This is a genomic window from Daejeonella sp. (assembly GCF_036405355.1).
Taxonomy (GTDB): domain Bacteria; phylum Bacteroidota; class Bacteroidia; order Sphingobacteriales; family Sphingobacteriaceae; genus Daejeonella.
Genome location: NZ_DASWXT010000003.1, coordinates 25,343 through 48,523, shown reverse-complemented (window position 1 = coordinate 48,523; position 23,181 = coordinate 25,343). Strand labels below are relative to the sequence as shown.

17 protein-coding genes and 1 tRNA gene are annotated in these 23,181 nt (G+C 38.7%); 15 read left to right on the top strand and 3 right to left on the bottom strand.

What is annotated here, in order from left to right:
• The first annotated feature begins 48 nt into the window (after positions 1 to 48).
• The 7 genes from VGE44_RS00285 to VGE44_RS00255 all read left to right on the top strand — a co-directional run bounded on the left by VGE44_RS00285 (position 49) and on the right by VGE44_RS00255 (position 7,360).
• Positions 49 to 1,017, top strand: a complete 969-nt coding sequence (locus tag VGE44_RS00285; protein WP_331075776.1) for a hypothetical protein — start codon at positions 49 to 51, stop codon at positions 1,015 to 1,017.
• A complete protein-coding gene (locus VGE44_RS00280) occupies positions 1,017 to 1,511 on the top strand; it encodes a hypothetical protein (protein ID WP_331075775.1) in 495 nt (164 codons plus the stop codon). Before VGE44_RS00285 ends, VGE44_RS00280 begins: the two co-directional genes overlap by 1 nt.
• A gap of 37 nt (positions 1,512 to 1,548) precedes the next feature.
• Entirely contained in the window at positions 1,549 to 2,883 is a 1,335-nt protein-coding gene (locus tag VGE44_RS00275) for a hypothetical protein (RefSeq protein WP_331075774.1), read from the top strand.
• Between the two features lie 278 nt (positions 2,884 to 3,161).
• Complete coding sequence (locus VGE44_RS00270) at positions 3,162 to 5,114, top strand: AAA family ATPase (RefSeq protein ID WP_331075773.1); 1,953 nt, start codon at positions 3,162 to 3,164, stop codon at positions 5,112 to 5,114.
• Between the two features lie 86 nt (positions 5,115 to 5,200).
• Positions 5,201 to 6,445: a hypothetical protein gene (locus tag VGE44_RS00265; RefSeq protein WP_331075772.1), complete on the top strand. Its 1,245-nt coding sequence runs from the start codon at positions 5,201 to 5,203 to the stop codon at positions 6,443 to 6,445.
• 393 nt (positions 6,446 to 6,838) lie between these two features.
• Positions 6,839 to 7,168, top strand: coding sequence for a JAB domain-containing protein (locus VGE44_RS00260; RefSeq protein WP_331075771.1), 330 nt, complete (start codon positions 6,839 to 6,841; stop codon positions 7,166 to 7,168).
• Positions 7,169 to 7,286: 118 nt separating this feature from the next.
• Positions 7,287 to 7,360, top strand: a tRNA-Asn gene (locus VGE44_RS00255).
• Between the two features lie 232 nt (positions 7,361 to 7,592).
• Here VGE44_RS00255 and VGE44_RS00250 read toward each other — a convergent pair.
• Positions 7,593 to 8,948 carry an IS110 family transposase gene (locus tag VGE44_RS00250; RefSeq protein ID WP_331075770.1) on the bottom strand — a complete coding sequence of 452 codons (1,356 nt, stop codon included), beginning with the start codon at positions 8,946 to 8,948 and terminating at the stop codon, positions 7,593 to 7,595.
• Between the two features lie 317 nt (positions 8,949 to 9,265).
• On the opposite strand from VGE44_RS00250, the gene VGE44_RS18405 reads away from it, so the two are divergent.
• Positions 9,266 to 9,463, top strand: a complete 198-nt coding sequence (locus tag VGE44_RS18405) for a PLDc N-terminal domain-containing protein (RefSeq protein WP_414649253.1) — start codon at positions 9,266 to 9,268, stop codon at positions 9,461 to 9,463.
• Between the two features lie 37 nt (positions 9,464 to 9,500).
• Here the strand turns inward: VGE44_RS18405 and VGE44_RS18400 are convergent, their stop codons facing one another.
• Entirely contained in the window at positions 9,501 to 9,704 is a 204-nt protein-coding gene (locus tag VGE44_RS18400; RefSeq protein ID WP_414649251.1) for a DUF5808 domain-containing protein, read from the bottom strand.
• Between the two features lie 324 nt (positions 9,705 to 10,028).
• Between VGE44_RS18400 and VGE44_RS00245 the strand changes: the two genes are divergently transcribed.
• From VGE44_RS00245 to VGE44_RS00230, 4 genes are all read left to right on the top strand, one after another.
• Entirely contained in the window at positions 10,029 to 10,883 is an 855-nt protein-coding gene (locus VGE44_RS00245; protein WP_331075769.1) for an NEW3 domain-containing protein, read from the top strand.
• Between the two features lie 8 nt (positions 10,884 to 10,891).
• Positions 10,892 to 11,857 (top strand): ABC transporter ATP-binding protein, encoded by a 966-nt coding sequence (locus VGE44_RS00240; protein ID WP_331075768.1) that lies wholly within the window; start codon positions 10,892 to 10,894, stop codon positions 11,855 to 11,857.
• The gene (locus tag VGE44_RS00235; RefSeq protein WP_331075767.1) at positions 11,854 to 12,822 is read left to right on the top strand and encodes an ABC transporter permease; all 969 of its coding nucleotides are present in this window, start codon (positions 11,854 to 11,856) and stop codon (positions 12,820 to 12,822) included. The genes VGE44_RS00240 and VGE44_RS00235 overlap by 4 nt, the downstream gene beginning before the upstream one ends.
• Positions 12,823 to 14,623: 1,801 nt before the next feature.
• Entirely contained in the window at positions 14,624 to 14,821 is a 198-nt protein-coding gene (locus VGE44_RS00230) for a hypothetical protein (RefSeq protein ID WP_331075766.1), read from the top strand.
• Positions 14,822 to 15,030: 209 nt separating this feature from the next.
• On the opposite strand, the gene VGE44_RS00225 is transcribed toward VGE44_RS00230, so the two are convergent.
• Positions 15,031 to 17,937, bottom strand: a complete 2,907-nt coding sequence (locus VGE44_RS00225) for a PAS domain S-box protein (protein ID WP_331075765.1) — start codon at positions 17,935 to 17,937, stop codon at positions 15,031 to 15,033.
• 334 nt (positions 17,938 to 18,271) lie between these two features.
• Here VGE44_RS00225 and VGE44_RS00220 point away from each other — a divergent pair, with 334 nt between their 5' ends.
• The 3 genes from VGE44_RS00220 to VGE44_RS00210 all read left to right on the top strand — a co-directional run bounded on the left by VGE44_RS00220 (position 18,272) and on the right by VGE44_RS00210 (position 23,181).
• The gene (locus VGE44_RS00220; RefSeq protein WP_331075764.1) at positions 18,272 to 19,033 is read left to right on the top strand and encodes a helix-turn-helix domain-containing protein; all 762 of its coding nucleotides are present in this window, start codon (positions 18,272 to 18,274) and stop codon (positions 19,031 to 19,033) included.
• A 135-nt stretch (positions 19,034 to 19,168) separates the two neighbouring features.
• A complete protein-coding gene (locus VGE44_RS00215; protein WP_331075763.1) occupies positions 19,169 to 19,558 on the top strand; it encodes a DUF1398 domain-containing protein in 390 nt (129 codons plus the stop codon).
• Between the two features lie 1,172 nt (positions 19,559 to 20,730).
• The gene (locus tag VGE44_RS00210) at positions 20,731 to 23,181 is read left to right on the top strand and encodes a TonB-dependent receptor domain-containing protein (protein ID WP_331075762.1); all 2,451 of its coding nucleotides are present in this window, start codon (positions 20,731 to 20,733) and stop codon (positions 23,179 to 23,181) included.

Here is a 23,181-nt window from a genome sequence, read left to right as displayed (position 1 = left end):
ATATGATAATTTTATCGGATCTTGTAAGATACAAACACTCAATAATCAATGCAAAAGCCCCCCAACTCTAAGGACAATTTATTAGAGGTTAAATTCTATCTCCATAATATTAAACTCACTCCTTATAGCAGTTCAACAACAAATTCCAATGACATTCTTTTCGACTTGATGACCTTTTTGAATAAGGAACATGCTGAGGGTAAAGCTTATTTTATTGATAAAAATAAAAACCAACCTGAAGTTGAGCGAAGAGAAATGTTTATGCGAAATCCTGTAAGGATTGCGAAGGCGAAACGGTTCAAGTGTTCAATAGCTCTCGTAAGGGATAAGCATCTTATGCTGAAACCAAATGACACCTTTGAACTAGTCCCATTTAGTAAAACGACTGGTTCTATAGTAGATGTCACACACTTCTTTATTGATTTTAGTGTTACACCAGCGGTTATGTGTGTTGAATTTAATAACACTGGTCCACGTCTTTCTGATATAGAATACTATCTGCGAAATCTTGCTTTTGGATTAAAAAAAGCAAAAGCATGTCAAACAACCACTCACCTAAATGTTCCAATAGACAGTACGCTTGCGCATTTATACAATGTTTTAAAATTCGAAATAAAGTTAAAGCCGCAAAACATTACTCAAATGGACGATGATGTTAAAGGGTATATTACGGAGTTTGCAAATTTAGGGAACCGACTAAAACCCAAGTTTGTCCGAATCGAGGCTATGTTCCAAACTCCAGGTTCAAAAATCAAGAGCCAATATCTTAATAAAGAAGCAAATACTATGATCAGGGCTTTTCTCAATAAATTTAAAACTAAGCCTTTCCACATCGATCAGTTTGAAGAGTTTGAAATTAAATTCGTTAATCAGGATGGTGAAGATGAAATATTCAATCTTATAAAAGGGAAAAGAGAAATCGTCATAAAAATCGAAAGAGACAAACATTATACACAAACCCAATATTATGAATTTGTGGAAGCTGAATTCGATTCATTTATTCAAAACTTGAACTAATGATTGAAAAATACTTTAAGCGTCCGTTATTATATGACTACACATTAGGATTTCTATTGTGCGCTTTAGTACGCTATTTAAACTTAACATGTCTGATAGATTTGCCCAGCATAGATTCTACACTCTCCACCACAACTGACCTTGCAACGATTGCACTAACACTAGCGGGATTTGTTTTAACTTTATTAACAGTGCTTATTACATTCAAAACTGGTGCAAGAATCCCGAATGGGAAACAGAATGAGGATATTCCTCTGTTTGATCTATTCTTCTCAACCAATTTATATTTTAAGACAATTGACCTTTTGAAAGGGTGCATTAAATCTTTAGTTTTTGTCGCTGTATTGGGTTTTTCATTAAAGCTCTTTGTGAATGTTGATTACATTAAATACATATTCTTTGCTAACATCCTTGGACTCATCATCATCGTAACGACGCTTTGGAGGAGTTTATTAATCTTAACAAAGATAGTAGGCCTTCAAAAAGAAACTTAATAACTTAACATCATACCAAATCTATAATTAGCGCGAAATGAGTGAACAAATAACCTACATAATTCCTGGTTTACAACAAGGAGAAAACATCTTCGACACCTACACAATGTTCATCGAAGCCCAAAAGCAAAGAAAGACAGATGCTTCTTATTATGATTTTTTATTGAATGTTATAGAATCACTTGATCGGAACCTAGTCGATCTGAGTGATGACAAAAAGTTCTCCGATGATTATAAAGTTAAATTAAACGAAGCGACCCTAACGGTTTTAAAAGATTGGTTTCCCGTCTTAACATTCTATCAGTTTAGTGGAGACTTCGTTTACGCACTCTCTTACAATTTATATGGATTTGGGAAAATTTTCGCAGAAAACTGGTCTAGCGATGAGTTGAAGAGTTTAGTGGCATTCTTCTCTCCGTCTATTGATTATAACACTATATTGAACAACGACTTCATCGTTGACCATAATAACCCTGTAACAGTCCGCACATCCCTAGTAGAATTAATCAAAACAAATAAGACGCATATCTTAAACGCATCATTGGAACACGTTATCCCAAATGAGATATTAAACCGATTAGAAATTACGAATCATAAAATTTTCCATCGAGTTGATAACCATGCATTCGGAGTTGACTACTTAGACCTCTTAGAGTTCAACATAGAAGAACTTCGAAGAAAATCAACTGAAACTAAGTTATCTGCAATAATAAACGATTATCAATACAAACTGTTTAACGACTCCAACATCGTTTGGGAGATCAAGTTAACAACTAATGAAAATGAGCCGAATGCAGTTGAGTTTCTTGGGGCGATTTACAACATAGCCATTGGAATTGAAGCTTCTTCACAAAATGTTGAGGTGAAAATTATTGACTGGGGTAATGGCTCGAAATGGGCAAAACTGCAGATAATAATTAAAGATTTCATTGCCAGAGAAGATGTTAAATCAGTAGTTGAAAAGGGCATTCAAGCTGCATCATCTAAATATTTGGACGCACCTATTGCGGATGTTCAAAAAACTCAGTCGGAGACTGAAAAGATTAATAAAGAAACTTCTGCACTACCTGATGCCCTCGTTTCAGCAAGAATGCATGAGCTAGATTTGCAAAACAAGGAGTTATCCAATATTGAGAAGGTTATAGAACTTGAGTCAAAACGACTTGACAATGAACTGAAAAAATTGGAACTGATCAAAACTGCCTCCGAGATGGTAAGCTCCGGTATATTAAAGGGTGACAGTACTTTCCAATTGGAGATTAACGATGTTATTATGTTTGCAAACCAAAAACATATTCCATTTACAACTATAAATGAAATTGACGAACGTGCATCACTACAACCAAAAGACAAAGACGAACCTATTAGCTAAATATTTATTACTTATTTAGACAAAACCCCAAAAAAGGGATATATACACCCCTTTTAAATATTTTGTCTACGACCATAAGGACTTCAACTACTTTGTTATTAATAATCTCCACAAATTTTCCTTCAGTCTCTAAACAATATAAGGAGTTAAGCGTAAACGCACTTTACAGCCTATATTTCCATTTATTCTCTGGCTTCTTAATACAATACTACATAGTAGGGAGATTTTTTTCCGCTATATAAAAAATATATATTTAAGTGAAAATCTCCTAAACTTATATGATAGACTTTATCCAATTCCACCCAGATTCAACTTTTATAAAGGATTATTACGATGGTGAAAATCCAATAACCTCACTTAAGAATATTTCACAAATAAACCTTTTTGTAGGTCCAAATAACTCAGGGAAAAGCCGATTTCTAAGAAACTTAGCTAAGCAGTTTTATAAATATAGAACTCCAGCCTTTGATGATAAAGTCCGTTTACCTTATGATGAGACTCGCGGTATATCACTGACAACAATATCTTCCATTGATTTTATAAAAACTTTGGATAAGATCTTACCTAAACTGAAGAAAATATCGTTGAGCCTTCACGACCAGTGGCTGTCTTCTCTTAACAAAAAAGAATATTTTGATGAAAAGACTTTAATTTACTCATTCAATGATTGGTCGATTCTTTCTCATCCTCGATCGAAAAACATGACAGATTTTAATAAGTCAGAGTTAATAGATCTGGAACAGATTAAAGAGGAAATAAAAGCTCACATAGATTCCATAATAAAAGTTCCAGCGAATCGAGGACTGAAGACTACATACGTTCCTTCTTTTAGAAGTCTAAGAAAATTTTCTACCATTAAAGGAAACAAGAAAATCTCTCACCAGGTAAATCCAATTGATTTTGAGACAATTCAGAATCCAATACTAGGGATAAGACCTTTTTTAGATTATTTTGTCGATGCTGTCAAAGATGAATCTAATATCCATGCAGCACCTAAATACATTCCAACTTTTCCCGATAACAATATATTTTCCGGCGAATCGCTATTTGACGATATTTATACATTACGTAACGGAAACGAAGAGAAAAGGCAAATTATAAAAGGGTTTGAGTTATTTCTTAGCGAAAAGTTCTTTAATAACAAAAATGTAGAACTTAATGCTATAGAACATGATAACATAAAAGATGTCTTTGTAAAAATTGGGGAAGAAAAAGAATTTCCAATTTTTCATTTAGGGGATGGAATTCAGGCGATAATTATTTTGATTTTTCCGTTATTTTATTTTAGGAAGTACAATCACATTATTCTATATGAAGAACCCGAGCTCTATCTTCACCCTGGAATGCAACGAATATTCATAGAAGCGTTAAGACTATTTCCTTTAACCTGTGCATTTATCGTTACTCATTCAAATCATATTTTAGAAACCTCACTTGACAATAGAAGCCAAATTTCCATTTTTTCTTTTGAAAAATCTCTCATAAATAATCAACCAAGGTTTCATATGCAAACTTTTTCTACCCCAGATTTATCTTTACTTAACCTTTTAGGAGTACGGAATTCTTCAATCTTTCTTTCTAACTGTTGTATATGGATAGAGGGTATTTCAGACAGGATATACCTAAAAAAGTATCTTGAGTTATACATGAAGGAAAAAGAGAAAGCTGCAGGTGCAAAGATATTTCATGAAGATTTGCATTTTTCCTTTCTTGAATTTGGGGGGAACCAAATAGTACATTACAACTTTGACGAATTAGAACAACCAAATAGTCAAATTAAAGCGAAGAGGATAACTAATAGATTATTATTGATACATGATCTTGATGAAAATAAGTCAGAACGACATAAAGTGTTAGCAAGTCAACTCTCAAAAAATTATATTCCTTTACCTGTAAGAGAAATTGAAAACCTTCTTACACCATCTATCTTACTAAATACGTTGAACCATTATCGTAAAAGAACAGCGAAAGCCTTAACTTCATTTGGCCTTGATCAATCACAATATGCTTTTATACCGTTTGGCAACGTTCTCCAACCATTAATTGATGATGGAACACTCAAAAAAATCACTATGATTGTATCAAAAAAGGCAACTCCAATATTATTAAACAAAGCTGAGTTCGCCTTGAAAGCAACATCTTTTATGAACAATTGGGATGACATGTCAGACGATGCAAAATCTCTAATTGAGAAAGTCTACCTTTTCATACACGATCATAATAAGTTTTGATTACGGTAGATGTGCTGTCTTACATAACCACGAAGGTTTTAGAAGACAGAAAGTTTCCTCTCACATGATTAGATTATTTATGAATTATGTCTGGAACAATATTTAACAACGAAAGTGAAATGCAGGTTTGGCTTAGTACCAAGCTTAAAGAAGGGGATGGCCTTAACGACCTAATTATCAATAGGGAAGATTTCAACTTGTACCTTCCAAAAAGTCTAAGTGACGAAAAAGTGTTTGATAGTTTTAAATATTGTCTTGCATCTTTAGACATAGTCGAAATTATTTCGGAGAATGACAATATCTCCTTTAACCCATCCGACTCTCTCAAACCGGACTTTCTTCTTTATGCACCTGAGACTGAAGCAATAGTAATTGTTGAACTAAAAAATATTGTGACACCTTCTAGACAGGCCGGAACCGAAATTAGCGCATATGCAAATGAGGTGAAGACATATATTCCCTTTATCTCTGATGGTGACATTATTAACGTCCTTATTTCTTCGGTATGGCCGACCTTACTCAAACATTATGCATTCCATGAAATATTTTGGCAGCAAAGAAATCTTTTATGCTTGGAACCAATAATCGATAAAGGCGAGGTAAAACTAAGAATTCTTGATGTTTCTTCTATTGCCGAGGACACTGTATCGTTTACCCTTTGTAATGAACATATAGGTGGTTTTCAACTTTGCCTCTATGATTATAACCTTTATGAAGATCAAAGTAATCGCACGAGACTCGATCCTTATGTTTCACAAATGAAAACCGCTCTCTCAGCGATGGCTTCGAAAGGCAACGCTCAAAAAAATCATGGCTTTGCTTTCTTGTGGAAAGACAACTGGGAGTTATCTCTTGCACCGTATAGTATTTCGATTTTCAATTTTGCACCATTTCAATCATTTGAGCGACATTTTCACAATGAGAATTTTGAACCAAATATAATTGTCAAAAAAATCGTAAATATTATCAAAGAACACGACCCTATGGGCCATGGCGGATCGTTAATATCTATTACAGAAGTAGGTGAATCTTTCTTGGCAAATTTCTGTACTCCTAGGGTGGAAGGGTTTCAAAATTGGCAGACATTAAGTGAAGATATGCTAAAAAGATGCTCTCCATTATTAAGTTTCAGATGTTGGGGTGCTATTGAGGAAGTCTTTACAAAGAAACTCTTGCAGAAATACAATAAAGGAGATATAAGCATAGCTTTTGATGATCCAGATATTGGTTTGGAGGTTATTAGAGAACTAATAGATCCCAATTATCAATTCTATAATATTTTCTGGGAGGATGAAAGGGAAGACCTTTTTGACGATATGGAGGACATTTAGACCGCTTAAACAAATAAACTGCAATCAAAAAATAGTTCATACCTGTTATTAACTCTTAAATTCATTGCAACATTTTTTACTTACTAAGAATTCACAGATTCGTTACGTTCGTTTATCTACAACTGCGGGACTTCAACTATTTTATTATTAATAATCTCCACAAATTTATCTTTCAATCTCCACACATTAAAAGGAGCTTGGCATAAACCCACAATTCTGCCCACAAGTCCATTTATTCCACTCCTCCTTTATTTAGTGGAGATAGAAAGCTGATTGAGTTCCATATAAATAAAAAAATATGGAAACTAAAAACATGAAGTTGGCTGAAGTCCGGCTAACGTACAAATCAAAAGTTAAGGCATCTGAAAGGCCGCAAATAACCAATCTCAGGATGTGCATAAGCTGCTCTTGGAGAACTGGAATTTTGAAATCATTGAGTTTATCGAAGAGTTTAAGATAATGCTTCTGAACCGAGCTAATAGGGTTCTGGGAATAGTTAATATTAGTCAGGGTGGAATGGCAGGGACAATAGCAGACCCAAAGGTGATATTTGCAGCAGCAATTAAAAGTGCAGCATCACAGATAATACTAATACATAACCATCCTTCGGGAAATCTCAAGCCTAGTCAGGCTGATATCAGTTTAACAAGAAAGCTAAAGACTGGAGGAGAGTTATTGGATATATCTGTACTTGATCATATTGACAAAGGTTGGATACCTTAGTATGGCAGAAGAAGGATTTTGCTAGAAGGAATTATCTGAATACCGAGAATTATTAATTTATTATATAAATCGGTCACAATGTTTGCACAAACAGTATTTGTAGATAAAAAAGAGGAATTCCCGAATAGCTCAGCTGGTTAGAGCATCTGACTGTTAATCAGAGGGTCGCTGGTTCGAGCCCAGCTTCGGGAGCAGGATAAACCACTCATCTGTCCGTAGTTTAGTGCAGCGCTCTACGGATTATTAAATGAACATGAGTCTTCAGACTCGATAACAAATAAATAATCAGGTTATTCATTATCACCAGCGAGTATATTTTGTACTTAAATATGATGAAGCGTTATTTTCATCTGGGAGGAGTCAGAAGACTCCTCATCATTGGACAATCCGTAGAGGCGCTGCGCTAAAACTGTACAACAGCATATCAAGCCGTTGAAAATGAGGCACCTTGAAATAGGAAGTTCAATTGCTCTTGGCTTAGTTCAAGTGCTTCAACTCTTGTCCTAATATTCTTGATTATTTTATTTTTCACTTTGTCTGATAAGGATACTGGATTGGAAGGCTTATAACTTTCTCGTTTAGTTACCATATTATAAATAATAACTGCAAGTTTTCTGGCTGTAGCGGTTATGGCCGATGCTCTATCCTTCCTGTATGCGACTCGCTTAAAGAAATTAACCAACTCACCCTCTTTCTGATTTCCTATTGCGTTGGCCGCCTGACGTAGTGCCAATGAAAGCGGATTCTTTCCTTTTGGCGTTCGGCTACTTATGATCTTACCCCCAGTTATTTTGTTATTTGGAGCCAGCCTTAACCAGCTGCAGAAATGCTTACTGCTTGGAAAATGATTTATGCGATCTCCGACCTGAGTTAAAAAACTTAGGACTGTTCCGCTTCCGACTCCCTGTATTTCCATTAAATTTACTCCATAATACTGCCAGCTGAAACGTTCAATATCAAACTCGGGTATATATTTATTTCGTTGTTTAGTTGCTTTTGCATACTTAAAGTCTGCTGCCACTTGAGAGTGAGACAACAGGCTTTTTATGGCAATCTCTAGTTGGTGGTCACATTCCTTAATTTCATGGCAATACACATCATGGAGAGTCAAACAACGTCGTAGTTCAAATAATAGGTCATTCCGCCAGTTGCCTATCAGTGCTTTTGCTATCTCTTCCCTGCTTTTTTTCACCCGATAGTTTGCTAAGGAAGCCAGTTTATCTGAATCGCGCTCACCTGCCAGAATAGCCTCGATGATTAAACGACCGGATTGCCCCATTACATCATTCAATACCACATCCAATCGGATATTCATCAAACGCATTGCTTTTTGCATCTTGTTAATGTATCTGCTACATTGTTCAATCAGATGTATCCGATGGCGGTGATAGGTTCGCAGGCTTTGGATTTCAGCGGCAGGTAGAAAGCTGCCATTTAAGAGTCCTAATGAATGTAGTTTCTGAATCCACAAGCAATCCAGTACATCCGTCTTTTTACCTTTTACATTTTTGATCTGATTGCCATTAACAAGCTGCACCTCAAAGCCGGCCCGCTGCAACGCATCAAAAAGCGTTTGCCAATAGTTTCCTGTGCTTTCCATGGCAATGGTTTGAATCTGGTGCAACTTCAGCCATTTAATCATGGCTTGCTGATCTTCCGAGTAAACTCCGAATTGCCTGACATTTTCACTTCTTTGATCCACTGCTACCACATGGAAGCGTGAACCCACATCAATTCCTGCACTGCGGGCATTGATAACTTGCATTGATAAGTCTTTCATATAATGATTTTTAAAAGACTATCAGGGAATGTATCTTTGTACTAAGAGTAAACTGTACGGGATTCCGCTAAGGATCACCAAGCAAACCAACAAAGGCCGTAGCACTAACTACGGCTTTTACATTCCAGCCAGAAACTCTAAAGGGCTAGTAGCACCATTCAGCATCAAGGCTTCTTCTGAAAGTCAATAGAAGTTACGACTTGACTGTTGTACTGAAAAATCAATTTTGGTAATCGCTGGAAACTCTAAGGACAGTGGCGGTGATTTGATATTAATTATTAATTTCTTCTTTATATTAGTATCATGCTAGATGATTGATGAACACATTACCCGTGATTCTCTTGATATTAATGATCCCATGTGTTATTGTTGCATTGTGGGCTACGATTGACATTTCCAAGGCATCCTATCATAAAAAAGATCAAAAATGGCTTTGGACCAACATAGTTATTCTTTTTCCTTTAATTGGGCCTTTTATCTATTTGTATTATGGCAGGAAGAAATTGTTTGACTAAGACAGAGTTTAGAGTCTTAAGCCTGATAGCATAATGACTAAATCAAAAAAACCGGTATAAGAACAGCTAAAAGAGGAAACAAGATGACAAATAGCATAAGGTACCAGGATGAGCGATGAGCGAAATTCATAGTTTGCCCGTATCCAAACTGTTTGTCTACAAATAAAGAGGGGTCATCGGGATTATAGTAAATCAATCCCCAGCATTTATAAAACCTCCGATCTTTTCCGGGTCTTTTCATAATTAAAATTGCAAATATTTATCAATCATTTGTTCGTTTTTAAACGCAGCGCTCTACGGATTATTAAATGTTCTCCTGTACATACGGGACAGACTCGTTTATCATTAATCAGCTCAATACTTCATTCCTAAAGACCTCCTCCCATCCCCATCAAACCCTTGCCATCTCCGCCATTCTTAACCCCCTCAATTTGTTAAAAAATGTTAAAACTATTTGAAATTTTTGTCCGGCTTTTTTTATTTGAGCCATCATTTTAGAAAAATAAAAAGCATTTAATTCAGACATTTTTTGAAGGCTATTATTTAAAATTTTAGTGGTTAGATCATGTTATCCCAATTATTACTTACCCATTTCAGCGCATTGCGCAAATTGACAATTCTCTTATTATTGCTTGTTTCAAGTCCGTACCTACAGGCTCAGCCATCGGCGGTCAGGAAGGGCGGTAAATCAAGTTTTACGGCTAAGCTCATGAATATTGAAGCTGCGGCAAACGAAACGTTCAGGTACACCACCAGCCTTTATAACGCTTCGGCAGAGAATCGTGTTTTTGAGTTGAAGGCAGATTTACCGGCAGGCTGGATAATCACTTACCGGGTGGAGGGCAGTCAGGTAGGTTCACTGAGCCTGGATGCCGGTAAAGTGCAGGACATTGCGATCGAAATTAATACCACCGCAACTGCAGCTCCAAAAAAGTATATCATCCCGCTTAAGGCCATCTCCGCTTCCGAAACCTTATCAACAACGATTGAAGCGGTCGTAAAAGGCTCGTATGGCTTAAGCCTGAGTACCCCGAGCGGAAGGTTAAGTGAGGAACTTACTTCGGGCAGCCAGAAGAAACTGAATTTTATCCTGAAAAACACCGGGACACTTCCCTTAAACGATGTGGAGATGACCTCTCAAATGCCTTCCGGCTGGGAAGCATCTTATGAACCGGCAAAGATCAAACAGCTGGAGCCCGGAAAATCAATTGAAGTTAACGCTTCATTAAAGGTTCCCGACAAGACCATCGCCGGAGATTATGCAGCTACTTTTACAGCAGCAAATACGAATACGAATTCTGCAGCAGCTTTCCGGCTGATCGTTAAAACTTCCCTGCTTGCGGGCTGGATAGGGGTTTTAGTCATCATGCTTTCCATAGGCTTAGTTTATTATCTGATTCGAAAATACGGCAGAAGATAAATATCGGTATGAGCAGTCCTATCATAAGCCTCAGGGGTTTAACCAAACACTATGGTTCCCTTAAAGCGGTCGATGATCTGAATCTTGATGTTGGGAAAGCTGAGATCTTCGGCTTGCTTGGTCCGAACGGGGCCGGAAAAACCACCAGCATATTAATGATGCTGGGACTTACCGAGCCGAGCAGCGGTACAGCCCATGTTTGCGGATATAATGCGACCAGTAACCCGATTGCGGTTAAGAAAAAAGTGGGATACATGCCTGATAACCTGGGCTTCTACGACCAGATGTCGGCACTTGAAAACCTGGTCTATATAGGCCGGCTGAATGGCCTGGCCGAGACTAAAGTTAAAGCACGTGCGATCGAACTTCTGGAACTGCTGGGTCTGAAGGATGCAATGCATAAAAAAACCGGCACCTTCTCCAGAGGGATGAAGCAGCGCCTCGGTCTGGCCGATGTGCTGATCAAAGAACCGGAAGTGATTATTCTGGATGAGCCTACCCTGGGAATTGACCCTGCCGGAGTAAAGGATTTTCTCGCATTGATTAAACAGTTGAGTAAACAACAGGGACTTACAGTACTCCTTTCATCGCATCATCTGCACCAGGTCCAGCAGGTGTGTGATCGGGTGGGGATTTTCGTCAATGGGAAATTACTCGCGCAGGGTAATATTGATACACTTGCGCAAAGTTTATTCGGTACTGATGCATTCATCACCACTATTAATTTAGCGCAGGCTGTTCCGCAGCCCTGGCCGCTTGAAGCCGAATTAAAGCAGTTCGATGCTCTTAAGAAAATCATGATCCATGATCAGGAAATAGAATTTACATGCAGTCGCGAGTTTACAGCTCCCCTGGTTCGCTTTTTAGTTGAAAAGGGTTATGATATTCTGGGGGTACATCAGAAAAGCTACGGACTCGATGAGATCTATCAGAAGTATTTTGAATCCAATAGCATTAACCAAACAAAACCATGAAAAGTCAACCTGCTACCCGGAAGCCTTTTGGCGTGATGGTGCACAAGGAAATTGCTGATCATATCCGCAGCTGGCGCTTTGCTGTTCTTATTGCCCTTATTTTACTGACCTTTATTGCTTCGATGTATGTGTCGCTTTCGAATATCAAACCGGCAACAGGCAATACGAACGACCCGGATCGAATATTTTTATACCTTAAGCTGCTTACTATAACCGATAACTCTATTCCTCCCTTCCATGTTTTTCTGAGCTTCCTGGCGCCATTGCTGGGCATCAGTCTGGGATTTGATGCGGTTAATTCGGAGCAGAATAACGGTACATTGATCCGCTTAATGGCACAGCCCCTGTACCGGGATAATCTCTTGCTGGCAAAATTCGCAAGTGCGATGGTGATTGTCAGCAGCCTGTTTGTCGCGCTGGCCCTGCTGATGATCGGTGGCGGACTGATCTTAACCGGTGTACGCATTGAACCGGAAGAGTTCCTTAGGATCTTAGGTTTTATCGCCCTGACAATAGCTTATGTCGCATTCTGGTTAAGCCTGTCCATTACCCTGTCAGTCCGTTTTAAACAGGCGGCAACATCTGCCCTGGTCGCAATTGGTATATGGTTATTCTTTACCGTATTCTACCAGATTGTGATCAATCTGATTATAAAATCCATTGTTCCTGATCCGAATTTTCTCTCTCAGGCCCAGGTGATTTATTACAATGAACTTATTTTAAATCTGTCGCGCATTGCTCCGAACCAGTTGTACACTGATGGAATAACTACCCTGCTGATGCCATCTGTACGCAGCCTCGGGCCGATCACGATGGAACAAATGGCAGGAGCCATTCCTTCGCCGCTTCCTTTTAAAGAAAGTTTAATGATTGTATGGCCCCAGGTAAGCGGTTTACTGGCATCCACAATAGCCTGCTTTGCCCTTGCTTATTACCTGTTTATGAGGAGGGAGATTAGGGGTTAATTAAAGGACAGGGGGTACAACAGCTGATTGATGTTTTGTTTGTAGACCAGTTTTGTAAAGCGCAGGAAACTTACGGACAGAGATTGTGTAGGTGGCGGGTCAAGCCCAATGTCATTATTTATTGTCTTAAATATTTGATTTACAGATTTTAATATTTATTACGGATTAAAATTATTCCGTATGATTTCAAATTATACCGCTCATAGCCGCGGAGGCCTATTTACTTTTTCCTTGATGAAAAAGTAACCAATGCCGAACCGCCCTTGCGGTGAGACCACGAAGACCTTAAAAAACAATAATTAAAACTGAGTAAAATCAAGACTGACCCCTCCAAAAGGTCGGGGCAGGCTTCGCTCCCACCACTGAAGGCCATACACCCGGCCCGCCGTTTTGTCCTCCCCCCGCTCGGGAAATCCTGCTTCATTTAAATTAATTTCTCCATATCGAGATTCGAAGATTACTAAGATTAACGTTAGAGGTTTAGGAATATTCATCCATAAACGGCTGCGTACAGGGCTATGAAAGTCAGTGCTATGGCAAAGACAATTTTACCGCCCTGTCCAATGCCGCAAAAAAGTATATGAATGTCATTGCAAGGCGATATGCCTAAAATCCTGCTAATTCACGCCCCTCAATGTTTTTATTAGACGCCACGCTAGCAGCCCCCATTAATAAGCTTTTTTCCGTCCCGATGGCCATCGGGAGCGGTGCGGCAACGATTGTCCGGGCCTAAGCAGAAACCTTCAAAGCATCAGGCGCAGCGGCGGCATTTATTCACTGTTGGTTATTATTTTTTAGGGTGTTCATGGTCTCGTCGTTCCTCCTCGGCATGGTCCTTTTCTGCTGCAGGAAAAGGACTAGGCCCCGCGGCCATGAGCGAGTAATATATCCCATAAATTGAAATTGATAGTTGAAATCATTAAAAGAAGAAATTAACATGCTAGTCAGATTTTATATGTAAATAGCTTAACTTAATAACATTGGGGTCAAGCCCGCCATGACAGTCGATTGGTGGGAGAAAGGAGATTCCGGCTCAAGGCCGGAATCTGCCAGCACAGCTCGAATGATTTAGTAAACCATCTTTTCTGTTAGCACTTATTTCAATCCGATTCCGGGCTCCGAGCCGGAATCTCCAGTTTTCTTAAAACCGATATGTCATCGTGGCGAAGGCCACGACCTCCATTTTAATAAACCATATGTCATGATGTTGTATTAAAAGATCAATTTTGGTAAACGCAGGAAACTCTTCGGACAGAGATTGTGTAGGTGGCGGGTCAAGCCCGCCATGACAGTCGATTGGTGGGAGAAAGGAGATTCCGGCTCAAGGCCGGAATCTGTCAGCACAGCTCGAATGATCTAGTAGACCATCTTTTCTGTTAGCTCATTTGTCCGTAGTTTAGCGCAGCGCTCTACGGATTATTAAATGAACAAGAGTCTTCAGACTCGCTAACAATTTAAATAATCAGGTTATTCATTATTACCAATTAGCATATTTTGTATTTAAATATGAAGAAGTGTTATTTTCGTCTGGGAGGAGTCAGAAGACTCCTCATCATTGTAAATCCGCTTCGCTTAACTCTACAGTGGGCCCAAATCCCATAGCTAATAGCCCATAGCCCATAGCCCACAGCTCATATCCCATATCCCATATCCCATATCCCAAAGCAATCAATCGTTTCAGCACGAACAGCTTTTTTCTTAAAAATTCAAAAATATTTTAAAATTTTTTCTTCCTTTGGGTTACCTTTTGAAAAAACTTGTATTAAAACATATTACTTAAACTCAATTAAATAACCAAACAATGAAAAACTTATTCAAATTCGGTTTCTTAGCTTTAGCTATTTCTCTTTCAGTTGCTGCTTGTAACTCAAACAAAACTGAAGAAGCTGCTACTGACACAATTGATTCTACTGCAGAAGTTATGACTGATTCTTTAGAAGCTCAAATCGATACTGTTGATTCAGCTGCTGCTGCTGCTGTTGATTCAGTTAAAAAGTAATTAACCCAAAAATTACAATAAATACCCTCTCATCTGTTTGAGAGGGTATTTTTGTTTATGGAAGTCGCCCGGAAGATGCCAAATCCACTCTTCCTTGAGTTAGGTGCAGCGTCTTCAATCCCATACAGATGGGACAGACTCATCTGTAATATATCCTGGTATTCCTTTTGCCATGATAGTTAAAAGGAATAATTAATACCTCTCTGAATTTATTCCAACTCAAATTCTATTTTAAACTCTGTCCCTTTATTAACTTTACTACTGACACTTATCTTACCACCCAATTTCTCAACCTGGGCTTTCACCATAAACAAGCCCATACCTTTGCCCTCTAAATGCGGGTGGAATCTTTTATACAAACCAAAAATCTGATCACCTTGTTTTTCGAGATCAATTCCCAAACCATTATCAGTAAAAGCTAATTGGAGTTTCTTGTCATGCAGATGGCTTTCAATTTTAATAAGACAGGGAATCTGAGGCTGGCGATATTTGATACTATTGGATATCAGGTTATAAAAAATACTGTGGATATAACTTTTTAAGGTTGAAAAGGTATTAATTTCTGAAAAGTCGTATACTATTTCTATCACATCCAGTTCGAACAAATTTTTAATACTGATCTTTATGTCTTCTACCAAAGTAGAAAATTCAACCTCCTCGTATCTTTCACTCCTCGTACCCCTGATCTGAAGGATCTGATTAAGATCTTTTACTATGTCATCCAGCTTATCAACAGACTCAAGTAGCCCACGATTTAATTCTTCCTGTTCTTCCTGGCTTAAGCCCGGAGTATTCCGGATGTCAACAAGGCCAAGGATATTGGCTACCGGGGCTCTCAGATTATGAGAAACTATATAAGTAAATTGCTCCAAATCCTTATTTCGCTGGATTAGGTCCTTTGCTACCCTGCTGCGCTCAAACTCGGCAAACTTGCGTTCAGAAATATCCTGATGCGAGACTACAACCAATGACTGATTGCCCTCAAACTTCATTGCGCGCATGCCAAACCAACGTTTTTCATCAAAGGAATGACAGGGATATTCAAGATAAAAAACATCTTTTTCATCATTCAAAACATCTTTTATCCCCGCGCATGCCTCTTCGGCATATTCTTCTCCATCTTCTGCGGCTTTTGAACAAACCTCAAAATAATTGCTACCAATGCCGTTACCTGCCAATGTGCAGGCACCATTCTCGAGGCCGAATGTATTCCATGATTCATTAACAGCTACGAGAGTCCCGGTAAAATCAATTACTGCAATGTTGGAATTCAGCGAATCCAGTACACCCCGGTTGAACGACTCACTGTTTCGGAGCTGCTGTTCCACTTCTTTTCGCTCAGTGATGTCCTGAACAATTCCGTAAACCCGGACAGGCTTGAGATCAGTGTCAAAATCCAATAGTTTTAAACTGGTACCGTACCTGGTAAGGCCTTCTCTGGTGATAAATCTGAAATCAAAAGAGTAGTTTTTATGAGATGTCAGCGCATTCTCCATTTCTTTTGATACATACGCTAAATCCTCGGGATGTATAAAGGAAAGAAATGCTTCTTGCGAAGGAATCACTTCATCTCTTTCCACACCGAATAATTTATACATTTCATCAGACCATGAATGGGTTTGATCTGACAGATCGATCTCCCAGCTGCCCAGGTGTGCTATTTTTTGAGATTCTTTTAGGCGCAATTCACTTACTTCGATGCGCTTTCGGGATTTAACCTGTTCTGTTACATCAACGGCAAAAAAGAAAATACCATCAATTTGCTGATTAGTGTCCCTGTGTGCCTGGTAACTAAAGTTCAGGTATTTATCTGTAAGTTTTCCTCCGATATCAAGTTTTATTAGCATCTCATTAGCTGAAAAGGTTTCTCCGGTTTTATAAACAGAGTCCAGGATGCTAATGAATCCCTGATTGACCATAGCCGGCAAAACTTCTTTTACAGATTTGCCTATTATGTTATTCATACCTATTAGTTCCAAATAAAGGGGGTTAACCACCTCATAAATATGATTCGGACCACTTACTACTCCTATACTCACCGGGGCTTCCAGGAACAGGTCATAAAACCGTTGTCTTTCAATTTCGACCGCCTTCTCCAGTTTTTTCTTTTCGGTAATATTTCTTGCAACTGCATACCTGATCTGGTCTTTTTCATCCCAGCGGACAGACCATGAGATAGGCACTATCGATCCATTTTTATGGACATATCTGTTTTCAAAATTCACTGCGTTTATTCCGGCTAAAACATTGTCGGCAGTTTGCTGGGTTTTAATGCGGTCATCAGGATAAACAAAGTCAATGGTACGTTTTCCGATAAGCTCATCTGCTCTATAACCCAACACCTCTTCACATGCGGCACTCACCCTTATGAAGTGACCATTGGCATCCACCGCACAAATCATATCAAGAGAGGATTCCAGCGTTTTGTTATTTTCATTCAGTGCCTGCTGCAAAGCTGAAGACATATCATTCAATGCCTTCTTCTCAATTTCCAGTTCTTTTTTCCATTTTATTTCTTTCTCAATGGTTTTTTGTAAACTTTTAAATAGGCGGGGAATCAGAGCAACACATAGAAAGCTCAGGAAAATCAGGTTTGTTGAAACTGCGATCCATTCACCAAAATTATGGGCATGAATGTCTGTCTGAGGTATCAGATTGTATTTTATCAGCAAAGCGAAGATCACACATATAAAAGTATTCAGCCAGGCAGACCAATAGACATAGTTTGTTGAAAAGATCAGGATACTGAAAATACAGCTGGTAAGCAAATAGATAAGTCCCGGCCCATTGAGCCCAACAAAATATAAAATGGCACAGCTAAACAGATAAGCTGAGGAGATGAATATTACCTTACGGAAAACGAGCTTAATCTTGGGAACAAATCCTATTATAATAATGCATGTAACAGTTAGAATATCAATTACTGCTATGACATACATATCAATTTTTAAACTCCAGTAAATGCCTGGTACCAGAGCAATAAGCGACAAAGGTAAAAGATATATGATAGTGGTTGAGAACAGCTTGTTTCGCCAAAAGGTTAAATCCTCCTCGCTTTCTGTGGAATTGCTGCAATTACGTATAACCTGATTGATATACCTGGCTGTTATATTCATGTAACTATTTATTGAAAATTTAAAGGCAGGTGGCTAAAGCCTGAGAACCTTAGAGATTCGACTCCTTCATACGTACAAACACAATGCAATGTTGCCGCTAAGAGGCTGTATTGTTAGGTTTTAGGAATATGATTTTATAAATAATTGTTCAGTAGACTGTTATAGAGAATAATTTAAACAGGTATTACCTGGTCTTTATGATATTTCTAATAATTTAGTTCAATAATCAGGCCACTGAGAAAATTTGGTAGTAAACAGGGTAATATGCAGGCCCCTGCTAAGAATAACAATTGCTAAATTATTATTTTTAAAAATCGCGAACAGAAAGCCCAAAATGAAATTTGATAAATACTTTCCTGTCGATTCCTTAAAGCCATATATCAAATACTTTGTCGTATCAGAAAATGAACTGGAAAACGAGTATAAAGTATTTCCGACTTCAGGATTGGTTATCGGCTTTCAGTATAAAGGGCAACTCTCAACAATTCAGGACAAAACTTTAAGCAAATTAGCACCGGCAGGAATAACGGGCATTTCCGACAGCTTTAAACTGTTCAAAAGTTCAGCCGGCATAGGTACTATTCTGATTTACTTCACTGAGATTGGATTTGCCTGTTTTGCATCAAATCCGGTTCATGAATTGTTCAACCAGAGTCTGTCGCTGGATTATATTTTCGACAGGAGCAAAGTTAATGAAGTGCAGGAAAGATTAGCTCTTGCCGCAAAAGATAAACAGCGGATAAAAATCCTGGAACAGTTTTTATTGTCGCAGCTCAAAGATATTCAGGCAGATAAGCTTATTCTTGAAGCGCTTAACCTTATCTACCAGAGCAAAGGAAGTATCAGGATCAGCGAGCTGAATGAGAAACTGTTTATCAGTCAGAGTCCCTTTGAAAAACGATTTCGTAAAGTGGTAGGAACCACACCTAAAAAATTTGCTTCAATAGTGCGTTTTAATGCGGTTCTCGACAATCTGAACGCAAAATCACTGATGGAAATCTGCTACGAAAACAATTTCTTCGACCAGGCTCACTTCATCAAAGATTTCAAACAATTTACAGGCGATACTCCCGAGCAGTTCAAACGCTTTCTGTAGATAAACGATTTTTTACAATCACAGGGAATTTTAGCAATGCACTTTTGAAAGGTAATTTTTAGGCTTAGCTATTAGGTTCTAAGAATCAGGATTGCAAAAAGTTCAATGAGTCGATTAACAATAAATCAAAAAACAATGATTACAGCAGATCAAATTAAGGCTGCACACAGCAAGGTAAAATCGGGAGCCGATTTTCCGGCCTACATCAGGGAAATTAAGACAATGGGTATCACTCATTATGAATCTTATGTCTTAGATGGACATATTGACTATCATGTTTCAGGGGATTATACAGTAAAGGTGCCTTCAAAATATGAGGCCGTGACTATTGCAGGTTCAGTGGATGCTGAAAAATTTAAAGCCGACCTGAAAGCGCATCAACAGGGTAAAACAGACTACCTGACCTTCATCAGTATGTGCGCAGCCTACGGTATCGAAAAATGGGAAGTCTGCATGGATAAAATGAGCTGTACTTATTTTGATAAGGCAGGAAATGAGGTATTAGTGGAAGGGATTCCTCATTGATTAGGGACTGCAATCTTTGGGAATTTATTTTATTGGTTGAGGTGGCGGGTCAAGCCTTATATCAATGGATTATAGAAAGGTTGAGGTGGCGGGTCAAGCCCGCCTTGAAAATAAATTATTAAGTGGTGTAAAGAGGAGGTCGTGGCTTTCGCCACGATGACAATAAGTTAAGAAGAAAATGAGGTCGTGGCCTCCGCCACGATGACAGTTCAATATTTAATAGCAGGGGAGATCCTGACTTTTGTCAGGATCGGAGTTAGTACCTAAAAAGGCCTTTTCAATGTGTAAATTGCAGCTATTGATAAGACCCCAATTCCGGCCTTGAGCCGGAATCTCCTCTCGACACCCAAGGAGTTGTCATCCGATAGCTATCGGATCTCGCGAAAGCGAGAACCTCCTTTGTAATTAACGCGTAATTTATCCTTAAATAATGACATTGGGCTTTCGCCACAAATTGGAAAACGGACTGGGTAAATACAATGTTCAATTAGAAAACCCGAAATGAAATGGATGAAAGACGATTCCTTAAATCATTTCCATCGGATTTGGCAGATTCCGGCCTCTGAGCCGGAATCTCCTTTTCACCCACCCATCGGCTGTCATGGCGGGCTTGACCCGCCACCTCCCCCTGACATATAAATATTCCGGCCACCGAGCCTAAATTCCATTTTTTTCTCAAAATTCAATGTGATGGCTGACTTGACCCGCCACCTCCCCCTGACATATAAATATTCTGGCCACTGAGCCTAAATTCCATTTTCCCTCATAATTCAATGTGATGGCTGGCTTGACCCGCCTCCCCATTCCACCTCCCTGGGCAAATCACAGCCCCTACTGTGGAGAATGACGTGGCATCAAAATAAAAAAAAACAGATTATCCTCTGGCGTTTTACATTAGCGGTAGTGTCCCCCGCCGGCGGGGGAATTAAAGGGGGTGGTGTGTAAGATTATCAGTAATTATAAGAATATATTCCCTTTGCCAACCCAATAAGCCGAAGCCCCCCGATATGCGAAAATCCCTTTTTTCCATTCTTACTGTAACCAAATCATTTCCCTGTCGTCTTATCATCAAATACATTTAAACCAATAACAGCAATCTGCTTTCCTGTTTTGTAGCAAGAATCATTGAAAAGATTCTCAGGAGAGTTTTGTGCCCGATTTTAAAAATAAAAATGAATAAACTATACTTTGCTTCTATACTTACTGTACTTTTTTTCCTTTGCGCTGCAGGACCCGGCTTTGCCCAAAACAAAATCCAGGGATCAAAAATAAGCGGAACTGTATTGGATGAAGAGAAAAAACCTCTTGATTTCGCGACCATAAGCCTCTTGAAAAGCCTTGATTCTTCACTCGTACGCACAGCCGTAAGTGATCTGGATGGTAAGTTTTTACTTTCTGATTTACCCGCCGGAGATTATTTTCTGACCGCTAGTATGATAGGATTTAAGAAAATAAGCACTAAAATATTCAATATCAGCCAGGCTAATCCTTCAATGAATTTCCCTGAGATTATCGTCTCAAAGGATAGTAAAATGCTTGGAGAAGTCACAGTAAGAGCCATTAAACCATTTGTAGAGCGCAAAATGGACAGGCTGGTAGTAAATGTTGAGAACAGCAGTGTCGCAGCAGGTTCTACTGCCCTGGAGGTACTTCAGAGAGCCCCGGGAGTTACTGTAGACCAGAATGATAACATCGCTATGCAGGGTAAGCAGGGTGTTTTGGTCATGATTGATGGCAAGCAAACTTATATGAGTAATGCAGATGTAGCAAACCTGCTGAAAAGTATGCCCAGCTCACAGATCGAAACGATTGAACTTATAACCAACCCTTCGGCCAAATACGATGCAGCCGGAAATTCAGGAATCATCAATATCAAAACCAAAAAGAGCAATAATGTGGGTACAAATGGTACCCTGACTGCAGGTACCGGTTATGGGAATAATTATCGTTCAAATGCCGGACTTTCATTGAATCACAGAAACAGGGATATTAACCTTTTCGGGAACTATAATTTCTCAAGTGTAGACCGCGGACAGGATTTGAGCATTAACCGGGAGGTTTCAAACTCAAATGTGATGACTTATTTCGGGCAGCAGGTAAATTCATTAAGGAAGAGCGATAACAATAATTTTAAAGCAGGGCTTGACTTTTTTCTGAATAAGAATAATACACTGGGATTTCTGGTGAATGGATACAGCAATTCGGGTACAGATCAGAACAATAATATAACTGCTATCGGGCGATCATTCAGCCAGGCCGATTCGTCGGTAATTGCTATAAATAATGAAAATAGTAAGTACAGTAATATGGCTTATAATTTGAATTATAAATCAATTCTGGATACTTCGGGAATGGAACTTTCGCTTGACCTTGACTATTCCCGTTTTAACGGCGATAACAGAACCCTTTACGACAATCGATTTGTAAATTATAACGGACCGAACAAAGCCCCTTCTTTATTCAGGAACAGTACCCCTTCTCTGATCAATATTAAAGCCCTCAAAGCAGATTATACCCTGCCTTTGAATAAGACTATGAAGTTTGAAGCCGGAATAAAGAGCAGTATTGTTAAAACTGATAATGATTTCAGGTTTGAGGAACTAAAGGGAAGTAATTGGGAAAATGATATCCGAAGAAGCAATCAGTTTGTATATGATGAAAATGTGAATGCCGCCTATACGAATCTGAATAAACAGTTTAAGAAAACAAGTGTTCAGTTTGGATTGAGGGCTGAGCAAACAAATTCAAAAGGAAATTCCATCACTACCTCTAAACTGGTTGAACGCAGTTATCTGGATGTTTTCCCAAGCCTTTTTATCAATCAGACCTTATCAAAAAATCTTGATATGTCCTTCTCATACAGTCGCCGTATCGACCGCCCGAGTTATGATGCCCTGAATCCCTTTATTTACTTTCTTGATCAGTACACCTACAATCAGGGAAATCCATTCCTGAATCCGCAGTACACCAATAACTATGAAGTGTCTTATAATTATAAAAAGACCTATAATCTATCCTTAAATTACAGCCTGACCAGGGATGTAATTACTGAGGTTCTGCTTCCTGATACTGCAAAGAAGGCATTATTCCAGACCAATGAGAATCTGGATAAACAGATCAATTATGGTTTAAACCTGAATGCCCCGGTCACTTTAAGTAAATGGTGGAGCAGCAGTAATAATATACTTGCATACTATCTCGGATTTCGTTCTTCCGACCTTAGGGGACAGGATCTGAACAGCGGAAAAGTAGCATTTCAAATTAACTCACAGCATAAATTCAGTATTAACAAGACCTTAAGTGCTGAACTTTTAGCTGATTACAGATCCCCGATTGAGTATGGAACTTTGAAAATAAGTTCACAGTATGGTATTGATCTGGGCATCAGTAAGACTTTATTGGATAAGCGGGCAAACATCAAATTTGCGCTTAGCGATATATTTGATACCCGCCGACAAACAATAACCAGTGCTTATACCGGACTTAATTATAATCTGGAGCAGAAAAATGAAACCCGGATTGGCCGTATAAGTCTGAGTTACCGCTTTGGTAAGACAGAAATTAAACCCGAGCGCCGCCGCTCAACCGGTTTGGAAGATGAGCAAAGACGAATTAAAAATTAG